This is a genomic window from Streptomyces bugieae, from assembly GCF_036352915.1.
In the GTDB taxonomy this organism is placed as follows: Bacteria; Actinomycetota; Actinomycetes; order Streptomycetales; family Streptomycetaceae; genus Streptomyces; species Streptomyces endophytica.
The window spans coordinates 212,210-227,482 of record NZ_JAZBJP010000006.1 but is presented as its reverse complement, the minus strand read 5'-3'; the positions used below and the strand labels follow the sequence as shown (position 1 = coordinate 227,482).

General features: G+C 70.8%; 16 protein-coding genes. 7 read left to right on the top strand and 9 right to left on the bottom strand.

Features of this window, described 5'->3' with window-relative positions; translation table 11 throughout:
- Positions 1-111: 111 nt before the first annotated feature.
- The 3 genes from V2J85_RS15235 to V2J85_RS15225 form a co-directional block, all read right to left on the bottom strand.
- A complete protein-coding gene (locus V2J85_RS15235; RefSeq protein WP_261958099.1) occupies positions 112-636 on the bottom strand; it encodes a hypothetical protein in 525 nt (174 codons plus the stop codon).
- 151 nt (positions 637-787) lie between these two features.
- Positions 788-1,372 carry a hypothetical protein gene (locus V2J85_RS15230; protein WP_330821879.1) on the bottom strand — a complete coding sequence of 195 codons (585 nt, stop codon included), beginning with the start codon at positions 1,370-1,372 and terminating at the stop codon, positions 788-790.
- A gap of 93 nt (positions 1,373-1,465) precedes the next feature.
- On the bottom strand, positions 1,466-2,044 hold the full coding sequence (locus V2J85_RS15225) for a TetR/AcrR family transcriptional regulator (RefSeq protein WP_330821878.1): 579 nt from the start codon (positions 2,042-2,044) through the stop codon (positions 1,466-1,468).
- 90 nt (positions 2,045-2,134) lie between these two features.
- Between V2J85_RS15225 and V2J85_RS15220 the strand changes: the two genes are divergently transcribed.
- Positions 2,135-2,581: a DUF1772 domain-containing protein gene (locus V2J85_RS15220; protein WP_330821877.1), complete on the top strand. Its 447-nt coding sequence runs from the start codon at positions 2,135-2,137 to the stop codon at positions 2,579-2,581.
- Between the two features lie 272 nt (positions 2,582-2,853).
- Positions 2,854-3,795: an SDR family NAD(P)-dependent oxidoreductase gene (locus tag V2J85_RS15215; protein ID WP_330821876.1), complete on the top strand. Its 942-nt coding sequence runs from the start codon at positions 2,854-2,856 to the stop codon at positions 3,793-3,795.
- Positions 3,796-3,938: 143 nt separating this feature from the next.
- Here V2J85_RS15215 and V2J85_RS15210 read toward each other — a convergent pair whose 3' ends face one another.
- Positions 3,939-5,177, bottom strand: a complete 1,239-nt coding sequence (locus V2J85_RS15210) for a GNAT family N-acetyltransferase (protein WP_330821875.1) — start codon at positions 5,175-5,177, stop codon at positions 3,939-3,941.
- 287 nt (positions 5,178-5,464) lie between these two features.
- On the opposite strand from V2J85_RS15210, the gene V2J85_RS15205 reads away from it, so the two are divergent.
- Complete coding sequence (locus tag V2J85_RS15205) at positions 5,465-7,858, top strand: hypothetical protein (protein ID WP_330821874.1); 2,394 nt, start codon at positions 5,465-5,467, stop codon at positions 7,856-7,858.
- Between the two features lie 28 nt (positions 7,859-7,886).
- On the opposite strand, the gene V2J85_RS15200 is transcribed toward V2J85_RS15205, so the two are convergent.
- Positions 7,887-9,491 (bottom strand): FAD-binding oxidoreductase, encoded by a 1,605-nt coding sequence (locus V2J85_RS15200; RefSeq protein WP_330821873.1) that lies wholly within the window; start codon positions 9,489-9,491, stop codon positions 7,887-7,889.
- Positions 9,492-9,560: 69 nt separating this feature from the next.
- Between V2J85_RS15200 and V2J85_RS15195 the strand changes: the two genes are divergently transcribed.
- A complete protein-coding gene (locus V2J85_RS15195; RefSeq protein WP_261958105.1) occupies positions 9,561-10,199 on the top strand; it encodes a TetR/AcrR family transcriptional regulator in 639 nt (212 codons plus the stop codon).
- Between the two features lie 104 nt (positions 10,200-10,303).
- Here V2J85_RS15195 and V2J85_RS15190 read toward each other — a convergent pair whose 3' ends face one another.
- Entirely contained in the window at positions 10,304-10,684 is a 381-nt protein-coding gene (locus V2J85_RS15190; protein WP_330821872.1) for a hypothetical protein, read from the bottom strand.
- A 278-nt stretch (positions 10,685-10,962) separates the two neighbouring features.
- On the opposite strand from V2J85_RS15190, the gene V2J85_RS15185 reads away from it, so the two are divergent.
- Positions 10,963-11,259: a putative quinol monooxygenase gene (locus tag V2J85_RS15185; RefSeq protein WP_330821871.1), complete on the top strand. Its 297-nt coding sequence runs from the start codon at positions 10,963-10,965 to the stop codon at positions 11,257-11,259.
- A gap of 105 nt (positions 11,260-11,364) precedes the next feature.
- On the opposite strand, the gene V2J85_RS15180 is transcribed toward V2J85_RS15185, so the two are convergent.
- The 3 genes from V2J85_RS15180 to cynR form a co-directional block, all read right to left on the bottom strand.
- Complete coding sequence (locus V2J85_RS15180; RefSeq protein WP_330821870.1) at positions 11,365-11,841, bottom strand: SRPBCC family protein; 477 nt, start codon at positions 11,839-11,841, stop codon at positions 11,365-11,367.
- A 116-nt stretch (positions 11,842-11,957) separates the two neighbouring features.
- Positions 11,958-12,866, bottom strand: coding sequence for an arginase family protein (locus tag V2J85_RS15175; RefSeq protein ID WP_330821869.1), 909 nt, complete (start codon positions 12,864-12,866; stop codon positions 11,958-11,960).
- A 119-nt stretch (positions 12,867-12,985) separates the two neighbouring features.
- Complete coding sequence (gene cynR, locus V2J85_RS15170) at positions 12,986-13,948, bottom strand: transcriptional regulator CynR (protein ID WP_330821868.1); 963 nt, start codon at positions 13,946-13,948, stop codon at positions 12,986-12,988.
- Positions 13,949-14,075: 127 nt separating this feature from the next.
- On the opposite strand from cynR, the gene V2J85_RS15165 reads away from it, so the two are divergent.
- Both V2J85_RS15165 and cynS read left to right on the top strand, forming a co-directional pair.
- A complete protein-coding gene (locus V2J85_RS15165) occupies positions 14,076-14,669 on the top strand; it encodes a carbonic anhydrase (protein ID WP_330821867.1) in 594 nt (197 codons plus the stop codon).
- Positions 14,670-14,773: 104 nt separating this feature from the next.
- Positions 14,774-15,244 carry a cyanase gene (cynS, locus tag V2J85_RS15160; RefSeq protein ID WP_261958112.1) on the top strand — a complete coding sequence of 157 codons (471 nt, stop codon included), beginning with the start codon at positions 14,774-14,776 and terminating at the stop codon, positions 15,242-15,244.
- Positions 15,245-15,273 lie beyond the last annotated feature (29 nt).

Sequence of the window (15,273 nt, the reverse complement as noted above, 5' to 3'; positions counted from 1 at the left end):
TCGATGGCGCTGACCTTCGGCGGTGGCTTGTGCGGTGTGATCAGCTGATGCCCTGGAGCTGATGCCCTGGATGTGAAGACAACTCCCAGGCACGACCAGGTTGGAAGGCTGCTACCAGCGATCCCACCAGGCCGGCAGCTCCGGGACGTCGAGCAAGAACCCACGCCGCCGACCGGGCAGTACACCGATCGACGACTCGGCGCGGTGGCGACGCTGGAAGTCGTGGGCGTCTTCGCCGTGCCGCTCGGCGAACCGAAAAGCCTTGCTCGCCTGGTGGGTGTGTCCGTTGCGGGGATCCGTCCAGACCACCTCGAGCCGCACCGTCCAGTGGCCAGGACCCCGCGGGTTCTTGGCGAACGACGTGCGCGCCGCGACGACCTTGCCCTGCACGGCCGGGCCGGAGCGGCGCAGCCGTCGCAGGTGCCGGTAGTGCGCGAGGCGCAGCAGTCTGATCCAGCCGACGACGGCGGCAGTAGTTCCGCCGAGGCCCACCAGCGGGATCGCCGTGTCCACGGTGGCCGGGTCACCGGTCAGCGGCCTTACGAGGACGGCGGCAGCCATCGCGCCGAGAAGGAACCCGAAGAAGGGCGCGACAACCGCTCCCATCACCAGGAGCGCGATCCGGATGACCCGCATGAGAGGCGATCCTAGACGTCATCTCATGTGGGCGGCTCGGCAGGCTGTCGGTCGTGGTGGGGATCGTTGAACGGCGATCCCGCTGACGGCTGGCGCCGAACGAGTCGTGGGAACTGCTCCAACGGGCGGTTCCGGAGGCGCCGATGCGGCCTCAGGTGTTGGCGGCGCCATAGAGCAAGGCGTCGCCTTGTGGAAGCAGGTATCCGATGTCCCGGGTCCGCGGCAGCTTTCCTGCCAGCGTCGATGCGTCGGTGCAACCAGAGACCTCGAAGCCGATGACCCCCAGGCTGAAGGAGGCGCTCTTGAAAGCCTCGGTCCCGATGGCAGCCAGCCAGTCGTCCATCACGTTGGACCTGAAGAACGGCTGACCGTCCCAGTACGCAAGGCCCGCGTGATCCAGCGCACCGAGGGGGACGTAAAAGTCCAGCCAGTCGCCGCTTTCATCACCGCCGCGGATCGCCACGCAGCCGCATACGACCAGTTGGCCCGTCGGCAGACGAACCTGACCGTGAAGGTGGCCGAACTCGGTCAGAGAGCCAACCGTGCACGGCACGGAATCCTGCTCCTCGGGTTCACGGTCTCTTTGCCCAAAGCACCCGTGAACGTCTGCGGCGGCCCACAGAGCACTCAGGACGGCCTGCAGCTGGCCGTCATCACTCGATCCAACCTCTATGGCCAGCTCGTAGTAGCCACCGGACCAGTTGGTTTGGTCCCGGAAGGCAGCAGGACTCGTCATGACGTGATCATGCGGCAGATCCGAGTTCAGTGCCACCGGTATTCAACGGGGGGCAACGGGGGACCCCGATTGCGTGCCCGCCGGGACGGTGTGTCAGACCATGGCGAGCCGGTCCACCAGCAGTTCCACCCTCCGCTCGGCGTCTCCAGGCGGCAGCCGTCCCGCCCGGGTCAGGGTGGCCAGCCCGTGTAGCGCCGCCCAGAACGTCTCGGTGAACAGTCCCGGGTGGACGCCGTCGCCGGTGACCTCGCCGAGAGTCTCCAGCAGGGCGGCGAAGGCGTCCTTCAGGGGCTCCGGGGTGTCCTCCTTCGCGAACGCCAGGCCACCGTCGAGCTGGAATATGGCGTCGTAGACCGCCGGGTTGCGTTCGGCGAACTCGAGGTAGGTGCGGGCGAGGGCGGTGACCCGGGTGCGGGGGTCGTCTGCGGCGGAGGTCGCGGCCCGCAGCGCCGCGGCCATCTCGGCGGCGCCCTCGAGGGCGACGGCGCCGATGATCTCGCGCTTGCCGCGGAAGTGGCTGTAGAGGACGGGCTGGCTGTACTCGATGCGCTCGGCGAGCCGTCGGGTGGTGACCGCGTCCCAGCCCTGCTGCTCGGCGAGTTCGCGGGCCGTCGCCACGATGAGGCGTTCGCGCTCCGCCCGTTCGCGCTGCTTGCGTTCCTGTACCGACATGAGTCGATCCTAGCACCGCTAGACAAGTGAGCGGCAGCAGGGCTAGCGTTGCCAAGACAGCTATCAATGCTAGATCTCGGGAGAGTCAGCATGCTCAACGCACTTGAGATCGTCACCACCGTGGTCGTCGGCGTGATGGTGGGGGTGGAGTTCTCCGTCGCCTTCGTCATCAACCCGATCCTCAACGCCCTCCCCGAGGACAGTGGCCAACTCGGCCGCGCCCACGGGGGCCGGATGCTCGGCGCCCTGATGCCGGTCTGGTACATCGGCTCGCTCGTCCTGGTCGCCGTCTGGGCCATCGCCGGATGGCACCGCCCCGGCGCCGGTCTCGCCGCCACCGCCGGCGCGCTGCTGATCCTCAGCGTGATCATGTCGCTCCTGCTGCTCGTCCCGATCAACAACCGGGGCAAGACATGGACCCCCGAGAATCGGCCCGCCGACTGGAAGGAGCAGATGAACCGCTGGGACCGCTTCCACTACGTCCGCGTCGCCGTCATCATCGCCGCCTTCACCCTGCTCGTCGCCGCCCTCGCCTGAGCCCGCGGGCCGACACCGCCACAGCACCCCCTCGAACTGCTGCCGCAGCCACACCGGGTACGGGCCATACGCGCCGATCGGCAGCTACGGCTCGATGAACTCCCAGTCCGCAGCGGTCAGTTGCGCACGCCGCGTCGGCAGGATGTCGGCCGGCCGGCGGGACTGTCGGTGATCCGTGGGCGATGTGTCGGTGGCCGCTGGAACCGTGGGGGTCGAGTTACCCAACGGGTGGCAGCCGCAGCCGCCTTCAACAGCAAGGGAGCCCTGTCGTCATGCCGTCCAGCCCGCCCTGGAATGTCCAACGACTGCCCGGTGCAGATGGCCGCGTCTTCCTGGTCACCGGCGGCAACGCCGGCATCGGGTACTTCGTCGCGGAGCAGCTGTCGGAAACCGGAGCCACCGTCGTACTCGGCAGCCGGAATCCCGCCAAGGCGGAGGCCGCCATGGCCTCGATCCGTGCGCGTGTCCCCGGCGCACGGGTGCGGGCCGTGCGGTTGGACCTCGCCGACCTCTCGTCGCTCGCAACAACGGTGGAATCACTGGAGGTGGAACGCCTCGACGCGGTGGTCCACAACGCCGGCGTCGCGCTGGACGACCCGCCGCGCGAGGAGACCGGGGACGGTCACGAGCTCATGTTCGGCACGAACCACCTCGGGCACTTCGTCTTGACCCAGTGGTTGATGCCGCTGCTGTCGGCTGCGCCGGCGGCCCGTGTGGTGACCATGGGCAGCTTCGCGGCGAAGTCCGAGCGGCTCGACCTGGAGGACCTGCAGTCCCGGAAGGACTACCGGCCCAAGCGCACCTACGGGCGCTCCAAGTTGGCACAGATGTACTTCGGCGTCGAACTCGACCGGCGCCTGCGTGCTGCCGGCAGCACGGTGGCGAGCGTGGTGGTCCATCCCGGCGGCGCGCTGGATTCCCTCACGCCGTCACGGCCGCCGGTCCATGTGCGAACCACCGGCGCACGGCTGAGCGCGGCACCTGCGGCCCTCCTCGTCCAGGGCAAGCACGCCGGTGCATGGCCCGCGGTCCGGGCGGTGCTCGACCCGGCCGTACGCGGAGGCCAGCTGTGGGGACCGCGCGTCTTCGGCCTGCGCGGCGAGCCCCGACGTGAACCGGTGTGGAACCACCTCGCCGACCCCTCCGTCGCGGCACGGTTGTGGGACGCAAGCCGTGATCTGACCGGCGCCGACCCCAGCACCTTCCGCGAATAGCTCGGACACGCGCGCGTTGGCCAACAGGGTGTCGAGCAGGTCGCGGCGGCAGAGACTGACGTGGAGTCCTTCGAGCTCGCCGAGCCGGCCGTTGGCGCGGACCTCGGCGAGCAGCTCGTGGCCCGGCCAACGGGGGCGCGCGGTCAGAACCAGTGCAGGCAGTGCGGGGAGCGCTCGGCGCGGAAGAGGGCGTCGGCGAGGGTGGCCGCGCCCGGGCGGTGGGCCCGGATGTGTCCGGCACGCACGAGCGTGCTCGGGGCGGTGCCGCCGAGGTAGATCGAGCCCAGGTCGCTCACGTCCAGGGACAGGTCGGGTTCCCGATCCGTCGGGCCGCAGTCGGCCTTGCCGTCCCGGACGGTCAGCAGGTAGCGGCCGTGCTCGCCGAGGAACGGGTCCTCGACGTCGAGGACGAGCTCGCCGTCCATGAACCAGCCGCGTGTGGTCAGCGCACGCGGGATGTCCAGCAGCCGCACCCAGAGCCAGTCGGTGTCGCCGCTCACCTCGCCGGCGCGGAAGTCCGCGAACTGCCAGCGCAGCGGATGTCCGGGCGGGAAGTGCTTGAACACGACCTGAGTGACCAGGTCGTGTTCGAGGACGAACCGGGCCAGGTCCGTGAAGACGGCGTCGTCGGCGGCGATGGTCTCGTCGACCGTCAGGGTGTAGTCGGGCTCGCCGGCCGAATAGCTGGCGTAACCGTCCGGGGTGCCGTCGGAGTCCCGGTGGACGGCGACGTAGCGCGGCGCCGACGAGATCGGGGGCTGCCCCGCGCCCGAGGCCCACCAGCGGTGCGGCCGGGACAGCGCGCCCGGCTGGGCGCGGCGGTAGCGGTCGTAGACCTCCTCCAGGATCTCGCCGCACTCGGCCCGCCGCAGCACCTCGATCGTGCCGGTGTCCGAACCGGTCGCCGGAGCGTCGGCCGTTCCGCGCGCCCGGGGGAGGGCGAGGGCGGCCCGGTGGCGCGGCACCGTCAGACGCTGCGTGTAGGTCGCCGGTCCGTAGCCGAACCTGCCGTAGATCGTGGCCTCGGAGGCCAGCAGTACGGAGAGGAACTCTCCGCGGGCCCGTAACTGGGCGAGCTGACGTTGCATCATCGCGCTGAGCACGCCCTGGCGTCGGTGCGAGGGCAGGACGCCGACGGCGGTCACCCCGGTGGTCGGGACGAGGGTCTCACCGGGCAGGGTGAGCTCGAAGGAGTACGCACCGGCGGTCCCGACGGGCCGCCCGTCCGCCGTCATGGCGAGCAGGTTGCGGTCCATTTCGAACGCCGACCACCAGACCCCGCCGCCGTCCTTGTTCGGGGTTTCCGGCAAGCGGCCGAACGCGGCATGGAGTGTGTCGACGAAGACGTCGAAGTCCTGGTCGGTCGTGGAACGGATCTTCATCGCTGCCGCTGCCTCCTCGAAATACCGGCACCACGACTCGTGGTGCCCCGCCACAGTGCAGCGTTGGCCCGTGGCCAAGGCAAGCGAATTACGGCCGGGCCCGCGGCCGTTCACAGCACAGCCTGGGTCCGGGCCGGCCCGGACCGGGGGTGGCCGGACAGGCTCCGCGGGAACGCGCTTGTGGCCGGGCCGCTGGACCGGGTCTGCGGCGGCCCTGTTGTCCTTTGGGAACTGCGTTTCTCCACTGTTAGCTTGCTGGGCCACTACCGATGGGGACGAGGACCGACATGGACGCGAACCTGGACACGCCTGTGGACGTGGACTGGGCCAAGTTGATACACGCATATGGAACTGCCGAGGACGTCCCCGCCCTTCTGCAGAACCTGCGGTCCGACGACGCCCTCACCCGGGAGCGCGCCCTGGACGCGCTGTACGGGGGCGTTCATCACCAGGGCGACGTGTACGACTCGACGCTGGCGTGCATCCCCCATCTGCTGGCCCTCGCCCAGGACCCGAACGTGCCCGACCGGGGCCCCGTCATCGGCCTGCTGACCAGCATCGCCGCCACCGCGAACGCGGCCGCCGAAGAATACGGCACCACCATGCCCGACCCGCAGGCGGTACTCGCCGAGGCAGCTGCTGCCGGGCTGGACCCGGACGAGTGGTGGGAGGAGTACGCCTGCGCCCATCAGCTTCTCGCCGAGCGGGCGTTGACCGCCGCGGTGCCGTCGATGCTTCCCCTGCTCGCTGACGCCGAGGCGGACGTGCGAGCGGCCGCGGCCACCTTCCTGGTCCGGTGCACCGACGAACCCCGCGCGCTGCTGCCCGCGCTGACGGCAGGTTTGCGCACCGAACCCCACCCGGCCACCCGCCAGTCGCTCGTCGAGGACCTGGCCGACCTGTTCGGCCGGCTCCCCGACGGCCAGGCCGGTCACCCAGCCAGGGCCGGCGCGCCAACCGAGGACTTCCAAGCAGCGATCGACCTGCTCCTCAGCCTGAGCACCGGGCAACAGGTCCCACTCCTCGAACAGGACCCCGCCACCGTCCTCGCCGCGCTCACCGCCCTGGCGGCCCACGCACCCCACACGCTGCCACCGGACGCCGCCGACTGCGCCCTCACCGCGCTCGACCGGGCCGGCAACCAGCCGGCGCCGCCCCCGCCCGGCGGCCCGGACTCCGACACCATGCTGTCCTACCTGCGCACCCTGCGCGCAAGCGCCTACCCCACAGACACCGAGATGCGGCTGGTGGACGCCCTGCGCGACCTTCACGGAGCACTCGGCGCCCGCCTGCACGACCGTCACCAGCTGGTCTTGCACGAGCTGCGCCGGGCCGTTCCCGCCGTGCGCACGGACACCTTCGACCGGATCAGAGACCTCTACGGTGCCTGGCGGGTCCCCCCACAACACGCGGCACAGGTCGCGGAGTTGCTCGGAACGGTCCTCACGGCCTACGCCGAGTCCCTGGAGACCCAGACCGAGGGGCAGCCGGATTCCCAGCCCGAGGACGTAAGCCCTGCGGACACCTCCCCCTCCACTGCCGCCTCGGTCGCAGGCGCATGCGTCACCGCAGCCGTCGCCGCTGCCGCGGCCGAGGAACTGCGCTGCTGCTGTCTGCCCCTCACCCCCGACATCCTCGATGCCGCCCACCGCATCGCCGACGCTTCCGGCTACCGCACCGACCACGGCTGGCAGAGCAGCGCCGGCGGCGCATGCCTCCAACTCCTCATCGCCGCCGAAGACAGGCGAGGCGCCCACCACCTGGCGGAGCTGCTCTACGGCAGGGTCGTCCCCGAAGAACTGCCTGACTGGTGCCGGGCGTTGGGCCCGCACGCAGCCACGCTGGTGCCGGCCCTGGGAGCCCGGCTGCAGCAAGCCGCCGACCACATGAGCGACCACCCCGACGACGACCATGCCCTCGACGAGGCCGCGCGCCTCCTGGCCGCACTGAGCTCAACGGGCTTCGACGAAACTGCCGGCGTGATCGCCCCCTTCCTCGACGCCCTGGCCGACCGCGCCGAGGAACAGGAAACCGGGCTGCACCGGGCCGGCCTCCTCCTGCTCCAACACCCCGACGGCATCGGCCCCGACGCCGCCGACCACACACCCCTGCTGCACCGCCTCCTCACCGACCGCTCCCCGGAGGCCCGCATCGGGGCCGCCCGAGCCCTGTGGCACGCCGAACACAACGCAGCCTCCGTACTGCCGGTGCTCACCACCGCTCTTGAGGCCACCATCGAGAACGCCCACGACCGGATCGTCACCCACGAGGCCCTGGACTTGGTCGCAGCGATGGGCCCGGCGGCGGCCCCACTCGCCCCCACCCTCCGGGCTCGCCTCCGCGCGCCCCACGGCCACGTCCTCACCACCGCCCGCACCGCCCTGGCACTCCGAGCAGTCAGCGGCCCAGGCAACGGCCCCGATACGGTCGCCGCGGACACCGCACTGCTCACGGCTTGGACCACCGACCGCTCGGCCCGCGCCACCATCGCCGCCGGCCTCCACCGTCAGGTCCCCACCGAGTCGCTCCCGGCCGGCCTGCCCGCCCTCCTGCGCAAGGAACTGGCCGATCCACGGCGCCTGGACAACACAGGCCAACCGACCAGGACACGCTTCCGCTACCAGACCCGCGCGGACGAAGAGTTCCGCGCCCACGCCACCACGCTCCTCGCCCGCGCATGAACGGCGGTAGGCAGCCGCTGCGGTCCGGTTAGTCGACCAGGACTCCCGGGTTGAGGATGCGGTGGGGGTCCAGGGCGTCCTTGGCGGCGCGCAGTGCCAGCGCGAAGGGCTCCGGGCGTTGGAGGTCGTAGCCGGGGCGGTGGTCGCGGCCGACGGCGTGGTGGTGGGTGATGGTGGCGCGGTGGCGGTGCAGGACGTCGCCCGCGGCGGCTTTGATGTCGTCCCAGATTTCGACTTCGTCGCCGGGGCGGCCGGCGACGGCCACGGTGAAGTAGGGGGCGGCGCCGTCGGGGTAGACGTGGGTCAGACGGCAGTTGATGGTGGCCGGGTGGCCGGTGGCCTTCAAGGCGGCGGCACCGACCTGGGTGCGTACGGCGTCGATCAGGGCGGTAAGGGTGTCCCAGGTGGCGGCGGTCTCGAAGGTCTCGACGACGGCGCCCATGCGGGCCAGACCGTCGCGCAGATAGGGCATGCGCAGGAACGCCGAACGCCAGGCGCGCACGGCCGTGTCGGCCGGGGTGTCACGGTCCGCCGTCGGCGCCCCGCTGCGGCCGCCGTGGGCGCGGGCCAGGTCCAGAGCGCTGGTGAGGCGGTCGTCGACGGGGGCTGTGGCGGATTCGAAGCCCAGGACCAGGACGGCGGAGCCGTCGTGCGAGGCGCCGGACAGCAGTGCCTCGCCGGGGTCGAGCAGCCGGCAGTTGGCTGGGGCCAGGTCGGACTGGGCGATGGCACGCACCGCGTCCAGCGCCTGGTGGAAGTCGGCGAAGGTGACGGACGTCGAGGCCTTGTACCGCGGGCGCTCCTGCAGGCGCATCCACGCCTCGGTGATGATGCCGAGCGCGCCCTCGGAGCCGAGGAACAGGCGGTCGGGTGACGGTCCGGCGCCGGAGGCGGGCAGGCGCCAGGACGTGCTGGCGCCGGCGGGCGTGACCACGTGCAGGGACTGTACGAAGTCGTCGATGTGGGTGTGGACGGTGGCGTAGTGGCCTCCGGCCCGGGTGGCCAGCCAGCCGCCAAGGGTGGAGAACTCGAAGCTCTGTGGGAAGTGGCGCAGGGTGAGGCCGTGGGGCCGCAACTGCTCTTCCAGCACGGGGCCGAGCGCACCGGCTTGGATGCGTGCCGAGCGGCTGGTGGCGTCGATCTCCAGGACCCGGTTCATCGAGGTCAGGTCGAGCGACAGAACGGCGCGGTGGGCGTCGCCGCGGTACTCCACGCCGCCGACCACCGAGGAGCCGCCGCCGAAGGGGATGACGGCCACGCCGTGTCCGCCGGCCCAGTCGAGCAGGTCGGCGACCTCTTGATGGGTGGTCGGGTGGGCGACCAGGTCGGGGATCCGGCCGGGCCGGCCGCGCAGGGCCCGGATGACGTCGCGATAGGCCTTGCCCATGGCGTGGGCGGCGCGCGTTGCGGGGTCGGCGGTGATCAGGTGCGCCAGTGCGGGCGGGGGTGTCGCGCCGGGGCGGGCGATGGCCAGGTCGGCGACCCGGGGTATCGGCAGCGGGCGGGCGAGGGTGCCCGGCAGCAGGGCGCCCATGGCGGCGCATTCGGCGTTGTCGGGGTGGGCGTCGGCGTAGCCCCAGCCCCACCAGGAGCGGGTGCGGGAGGTTCCGGGGTGGGACGGGGTGGCAGGCATGCGTGTGCTCCCAGCGCGGTCCGGGGAATTTACCCAACGGAAAATTACCTTAGGGTAATATCGGCTTCCATGACAACGCTCCCCTCCAGGGCCGGCACCAAGGGCGTGCCCAGGGCCGCGCGCGAACAACAGGTCCTGGCCGCGGCCACCGAGGAGTTCGGCCGCCACGGCTACGAGGCCACCACCGTGGCCGCCATCGCCGCCCGCGTGGGCGTCACCAAACCACTGCTGCACCATTACTTCGGCAGCAAGCAAGACCTCTACCTCGCCTGCCTGAACCCGGTGGGCGACCGGCTCCTGGACGCCATCCGCGGCGCGATGGCAGAACACGCCCCCAGCGCACCGCCCACCCCCCTGCGCGTGCTGCACTCCCTGTTCACCGCCCTGGACGAGCAGCGCGAGGCATGGTCCGTCCTCTACGACGCCACGCTGCCACCGGACAGCGACGCCGCCCAACGCGCGGCGTACTACCGCGGCGCCATCGATGACCTGGCCGCGGTCGGCACCGCCGACCTCCTGCACGCGACCGGCTCCCGCGACCCGCTCGACGCCGACGCCCTCAAATACGCCTGGCGCGGTCTGTGCACCGCCCTGGTCCGCTGGTGGGTCAACCACCCCGACCAGTCACCCGAAGCCATGGCCCAACGCTGTGCACGGCTCTTCGCGGCCAGCCGCACCCTCCTCGCGACCGGCGACGACAGCACATGAGCCGGCCAGATCTCCCGCTCCCAGCTGTCACAAGCCGTGAACACCCCACGGCGCGGACACCCGGCAGGTCTCCTGCGCGGGTCCCTACGGAGCACCAGGCCGGCTCAGCGGAGACGCCCCGCCGCCCCCTTCACCGACCGCAGCAAGGGGACCGAGGACGCGATGACGAACAGGCCGAAGAGCGTGAGGGGCAGCAAGCCCACCGGACGCAGCAACCATGCCGGATTCATCTGCAACGAAGGCCAGTTGACAATCCAATTCGCGATGACATCCAGCACCATCACCCCGGCGGCCAGCCGGATGCCCACGGAGCGGACCCGGCCCACCCACACGACGACCAGCGGGTCGAGGACCACCAGGCTGACGAAGAACACCTGTAGCGGCACCGGCGCGAAGGACGCATAGGCGTGAATGCCGCCGCGGATCAGATCCAGGAGGTGGGCACAGGCTCCTTCCAGGAAGCCGATCAGGTACACCGCGAGCATCCATCGCACCCACCGGGGCTGACTCCGCCACCGTTCCCGTAATCCGCCCCTCATGCGGACAACCTATGGCCGGCCGGCCACATCGATCAATGAGCATGACGCAGTCTCAGCCCGCCGGTGGGAGTCACGCGTCCGTGGTCCAAGGAAGGACGTCCGGCAATCCCGTGTCCCGCCGCTTCGGCGGCGCAGCACCAGGTTCCCTTTCCGGGAAGTTTACGCAGGTCAACTGGGTGTCGCGATAGGGTGCTCGGGCTGTGTCCGGCCTCGATCGAGGAGCCATGATGTTCGACCTCATCGTCATCATCCGCGTGCCCAAAGCCGAAGACGTCGGCCACGTTGCGGAAGCTCTGGCCCGTATGCGTCCGCTGTGCCTGGCCGAAGACGGCTGCGTCAGCTGGGAGGCGTACCAGTCGCACGAGGACGCCGCGCGATTCGTCCTGGTCGAGCGCTGGGCGAGTCGTGGACATTGGGATGCCCACGGCTCCGGCGCAGCTATCCAGGACATCTACCTCCCCGAGATCACGCCGCGCATCGAACGTGAAGTACACCCGAGCGCGCCCGTCGCGCCGGTGTGAGTTCGGACAGGCGCACAGATCGGCGTCGGCCCCGGCCCCGCGCACCCCACGTGCGGGGCCGGGGCCGACGTCGGTGTCAGCGGCTGCGGGGGCCGGTCGACGACATCACTTGCCGGCGACGAGCTCGGCCAGGTGCTGCAGTGAGTTGGTGAGGTGCTCAGGGCCGAACGGAGGGAACTGGATGTACTCCCGGATGGACTGCGGCACTGCCGACCAGTCGTAGGTGAGCGTGACCTCAGTCTCGGACGGACCCAGCGGCGCAAGGTCGTAACGCCAGATCCAACCGCCGAACTCCAGGTGGCCGTCGTCCTTCTCCGTGCCCGTCCGCCAGCCGATGGCGCGCGGCGGGTCGAGCAACTGGACCTGGTTGGCCACCTGGTAGTCACCGTTCGGATGGTTGGCGTGATACATGTGCATCCGGAAAATCTGCCCCACCTCGGTCAGCGGGGCCCGGTCGACGGATTCCTGGACCCAGCCGGTGCCATCGATCGCGGAATGGGTCGTCGGGTCCGCCAGCACCGCGAACACCTTCGCTGCGGGTACGGCGACAGTCAGGGTGGCGCTCACGTTCTCCTGGTCCACGGTGTGCACGCTCCTCATCATGTACGTCTTGGTGTCGCCGGACTTGGGGTTCAGGGGACGCTGGACGGTGCCTGCCTGCCGCGCCGGTGTGGCCGGGTGTGGTCAGGGGGTGCGCGTCAGGGCTGCGTGAGGACGTCTTCAAGGAGGTCGGCGAGGAGCACGGCGCCCTTTCCCTCGGGGTCGCGGTCGGGGTCGTAGATGGTGACGTTCACCCCGGCGCAGCGCGGCGAGGCGGCCAACGGGGCCAGTAGTGCCCGCAGTTCGTCGGTCAGCAGTCCGCCGGGGTCGGGGCTGTCGACCGCCGGCATCACGGAGGGGTCCAGGACGTCCACGTCGAGGTGGATCCAGAAGCCGTCGAGCGCACGCCCTTGGAGGTGGTCGAGGACCGCACGGGCCGTCGTCTCCGGTCCGCGCCGCCGGATCTCCCCGACGGGGGTGTGGCGGATGCCGAGCTGGGTCAACTCTTCCTGGTTCTCGTCCGCGTCACGGATGCCCAGCACGTTCACGTCCTCGTCGCGGACGTAGGGACGCAGTCCGTCGATGTCGGTGAGGTCGGCCTGTCCGCGGCCGGTGATCTGTGCGACGCCCTCTCCGGCGGCGGCGCCGAGCGGCCCGGACACGGCCACGTTCCCCGGGTGCCTGAAGTCGCCGTGCCCGTCGAGGTAGGCCACGCCGTACCGGCCCAGCCGCCGCAGCCCGAGCACCGCTCCGAGCAGGATGCTGCAGTCCCCGCCGAGCAGCACCGGGAAGTCGCCGCTGCGCACCCGGTCCTCGACGCGGGCGGCCAGCTTGCGGGTGTACTCGGCCAGGGCCGCGGCGTTGAAGTCCCCGTCCACCCCCTCCCGCCAGCCCGTGAGGTCGTAGCGCGGCGGCACCACGACGCCGCCCTCCAGCGCGCCCAGTCGACGCAGCAGGCCCTGTTCGCGCAGCGCCCCGGCGAGCTTGGCGCAGCCGGGGACGGTGCCGGGCGCGGGCGGCCGCAGTCCCAGGTTGGACGGGGCATCGATCAGTACGGTGCGACGCATTGGAAGATCGTCACACAGATTCCGGGGAAATGTCCGGGGCTGGGGAAAACCCGTTCGACGCTCTTTGGCTGGTGCCGGCGGCTTACGGGTCGTTGGGACGTGCCGTGCGCGGGTCCCGGTCAGTGCTCCGCCGGAGGCTCAAGATCCGCATCCGCTTCGGAGCCAGCGGCTGTACCGGTCCCCGGTCCGGTGTAGGGGCGGGTGCGGATGAGGTCGTGGGTGAGGCGGGTGAAGGCGCGACCGGCGGAGCTTCGGTAGGCGTCGGTGCGGGTGAGGAGGGCGACGGTGCGGCTGGGGAGGGGCGGGTCGAGGGGGATGGGGATGAGGTGGGGGTGGTCGTGGGTGAGGGCGTCGGGGAGCACGGTGGCCAGTGTGGTGCGCTGGACGATCTCGGTGATGGCCTGGATGGAGTTGGCCTCCACCGCGATGTGGGGGCTCACGCCGTGCTGGGTGAAGTAGTCGTCGATGTGGCCCCGGGTGGCGAAGTCGCCGCTCAGCAGGGCGAGTTGGAGTCCGGCGAGGTCGTCTACGGGCAGGGGGTGGTCGTGACCGGCGGGGTGGCGGGCGCTGGTGACGAGGGTGAGGGTTTCGGTGAACAGTTCGGTGGCGGAGATGCCGGGGAGGTGGGTGCCGGTGAAGGCGATGCCGAGGTCGATCTCGTCGGCGAGCAGGCCGGATTCGATGCGGTCCTGGGGCATCTCCCGCAGGGTCATCGTGATGCCGGGGTGGCGGGTGTGGAGTTCGGCGGCGAGCGGGCCGGTGAGATAGGCGGTGAAGGTGGGGGTGACCGCCAGGCGCAGGTGGCCGCGGGTGAGGTCGTGCACGTCGTGGACGGCGCGTTCCGCGGCGGCGAGGTCACGCAGGGCGCGGCGGGCGTGGTGGACGTATGCCACGCCGGCGTCGGTGAGGCGCACGGTGCGGCCGGTGCGGTCCAGCAGCTGCACGTCGAGGATCCGCTCCAGCTGCTTGATCTGCTGGGAGAGGGTGGGCTGGGAGATGTGCAGTTCTTCGGCGGCGCGGGTGAAGGTGCCGTTCTCGGCGACGGCGAGCAGGTAGCGCAGATGGCGCAGTTCCAGGGCCATGGACCCAAGTATAGATGTGGACTATGAGGGCTATGGACAGTAAGTCTTGGACGCTATAGATGCAGGTCGTGCATCGTGGATTTCGCCAGCCCAGCGAGGGCGGCATCCACCGAAAGGGAGTGACCCCATGCATGGCCTTGCCGAGGGCGTCGCGCGGTTCCAGCGGGACGTCTTCCCGACCAAGGAGGGCCTGTTCGCCCATCTGGCCGGTCACCACGACCCGCACACGCTGTTCATCAGCTGCTCGGACGCCCGTGTCGTCCCGGAGCTGATCACCGGCAGTGAGCCCGGCGAGCTGTTCGTCATCCGCACCGCCGGCAATCTCGTGCCCGCCTACAGCCCGGCTCCCGACGGGGTCGCGGCGAGCATCGAGTACGCCGTCGCCGTCCTGGGCGTGCGAGACATCGTGGTGTGCGGGCACTCGGCCTGCGGTGCGATGACCGCCCTCGCCCACCACCACGACCTGTCCGGCGCTCCGGCGATCGCCGACTGGCTGCGGCATGCGGACGCCTCCCGGGCCCGCACCGCCCTCGCCGGTGACGTCGATGCGCTGGTACGGCAGAACGTGCTCGCGCAGCTGGCGAACCTGGCCACCCACCCCTCCCTCGCACGTGCGCTGGCGGAGCGGACGGTCACCCTGCACGGCTGGGTCTACGACATCCCCACCGGCCGCGTCGACGAGCTGGACCCTGCCTGCCGTTCCGCCGCCGTCGCGCCCTGACCTCGACCTCCCGCGTCGCCCCTCGCGGCACGGGCCCCCGTCCCACCACCGACGTGCGCAAGCGCGTACCAGGCATTACCACCCCCGAAAGGAAACCCCACCTCATGGTGCACGCACAGATCGACCCCGCCGCCCGCCAGGACCTTGCCGTGCAGGCGGTCGAGGCCAAGACCCGCAAGAACCTGACGTGGGAGCAGATCGCCGGGGCCTCCGGCCTGTCGGTGGCCTTCACCACCGCCGCCGTGCTCGGCCAGCACGCCCTTCCGGAGAAGTCGGCCAAGGCGGTCGCAGAGCTGCTCGGCCTGGACGAGGACGCGGTGATGCTGCTGCAGACCATCCCCACCCGCGGTTCGATCCCCGGCGGCATCCCGACCGACCCGACGATCTATCGCTTCTACGAGATGCTCCAGGTCTACGGCACCACGCTGAAGGCCCTGGTCCATGAGCAGTTCGGCGACGGCATCATCTCCGCGATCAATTTCAAGCTCGACGTGAAGAAGGTCGCCGATCCCGAGGGCGGCGAGCGCGCGGTGATCACCCTGGACGGCAAGTACCTGCCGACCAAGCCCTTCTGAGCGCCCCCTGCCCGCAAGCCCCTCCCTGG

Excerpts from the sequence above, each read along its gene's own strand:
- V2J85_RS15220 (WP_330821877.1), top strand. The coding sequence starts at position 2,135 with ATGCTCAACGCACTTGAGATCGTCACCACCGTGGTCGTCGGCGTGATG.
- V2J85_RS15215 (WP_330821876.1), top strand. The coding sequence starts at position 2,854 with ATGCCGTCCAGCCCGCCCTGGAATGTCCAACGACTGCCCGGTGCAGAT.
- V2J85_RS15205 (WP_330821874.1), top strand. The coding sequence starts at position 5,465 with ATGGACGCGAACCTGGACACGCCTGTGGACGTGGACTGGGCCAAGTTG.
- V2J85_RS15210 (WP_330821875.1), bottom strand. The coding sequence starts at position 5,177 with ATGAAGATCCGTTCCACGACCGACCAGGACTTCGACGTCTTCGTCGAC.
- V2J85_RS15185 (WP_330821871.1), top strand. The coding sequence starts at position 10,963 with ATGATGTTCGACCTCATCGTCATCATCCGCGTGCCCAAAGCCGAAGAC.
- V2J85_RS15165 (WP_330821867.1), top strand. The coding sequence starts at position 14,076 with ATGCATGGCCTTGCCGAGGGCGTCGCGCGGTTCCAGCGGGACGTCTTC.
- V2J85_RS15200 (WP_330821873.1), bottom strand. The coding sequence starts at position 9,491 with ATGCCTGCCACCCCGTCCCACCCCGGAACCTCCCGCACCCGCTCCTGG.
- V2J85_RS15190 (WP_330821872.1), bottom strand. The coding sequence starts at position 10,684 with ATGCTCGCGGTGTACCTGATCGGCTTCCTGGAAGGAGCCTGTGCCCAC.
- V2J85_RS15195 (WP_261958105.1), top strand. The coding sequence starts at position 9,561 with ATGACAACGCTCCCCTCCAGGGCCGGCACCAAGGGCGTGCCCAGGGCC.
- V2J85_RS15235 (WP_261958099.1), bottom strand. The coding sequence starts at position 636 with ATGCGGGTCATCCGGATCGCGCTCCTGGTGATGGGAGCGGTTGTCGCG.
- V2J85_RS15225 (WP_330821878.1), bottom strand. The coding sequence starts at position 2,044 with ATGTCGGTACAGGAACGCAAGCAGCGCGAACGGGCGGAGCGCGAACGC.
- cynR (WP_330821868.1), bottom strand. The coding sequence starts at position 13,948 with ATGGCCCTGGAACTGCGCCATCTGCGCTACCTGCTCGCCGTCGCCGAG.
- cynS (WP_261958112.1), top strand. The coding sequence starts at position 14,774 with ATGGTGCACGCACAGATCGACCCCGCCGCCCGCCAGGACCTTGCCGTG.
- V2J85_RS15230 (WP_330821879.1), bottom strand. The coding sequence starts at position 1,372 with ATGACGAGTCCTGCTGCCTTCCGGGACCAAACCAACTGGTCCGGTGGC.
- V2J85_RS15175 (WP_330821869.1), bottom strand. The coding sequence starts at position 12,866 with ATGCGTCGCACCGTACTGATCGATGCCCCGTCCAACCTGGGACTGCGG.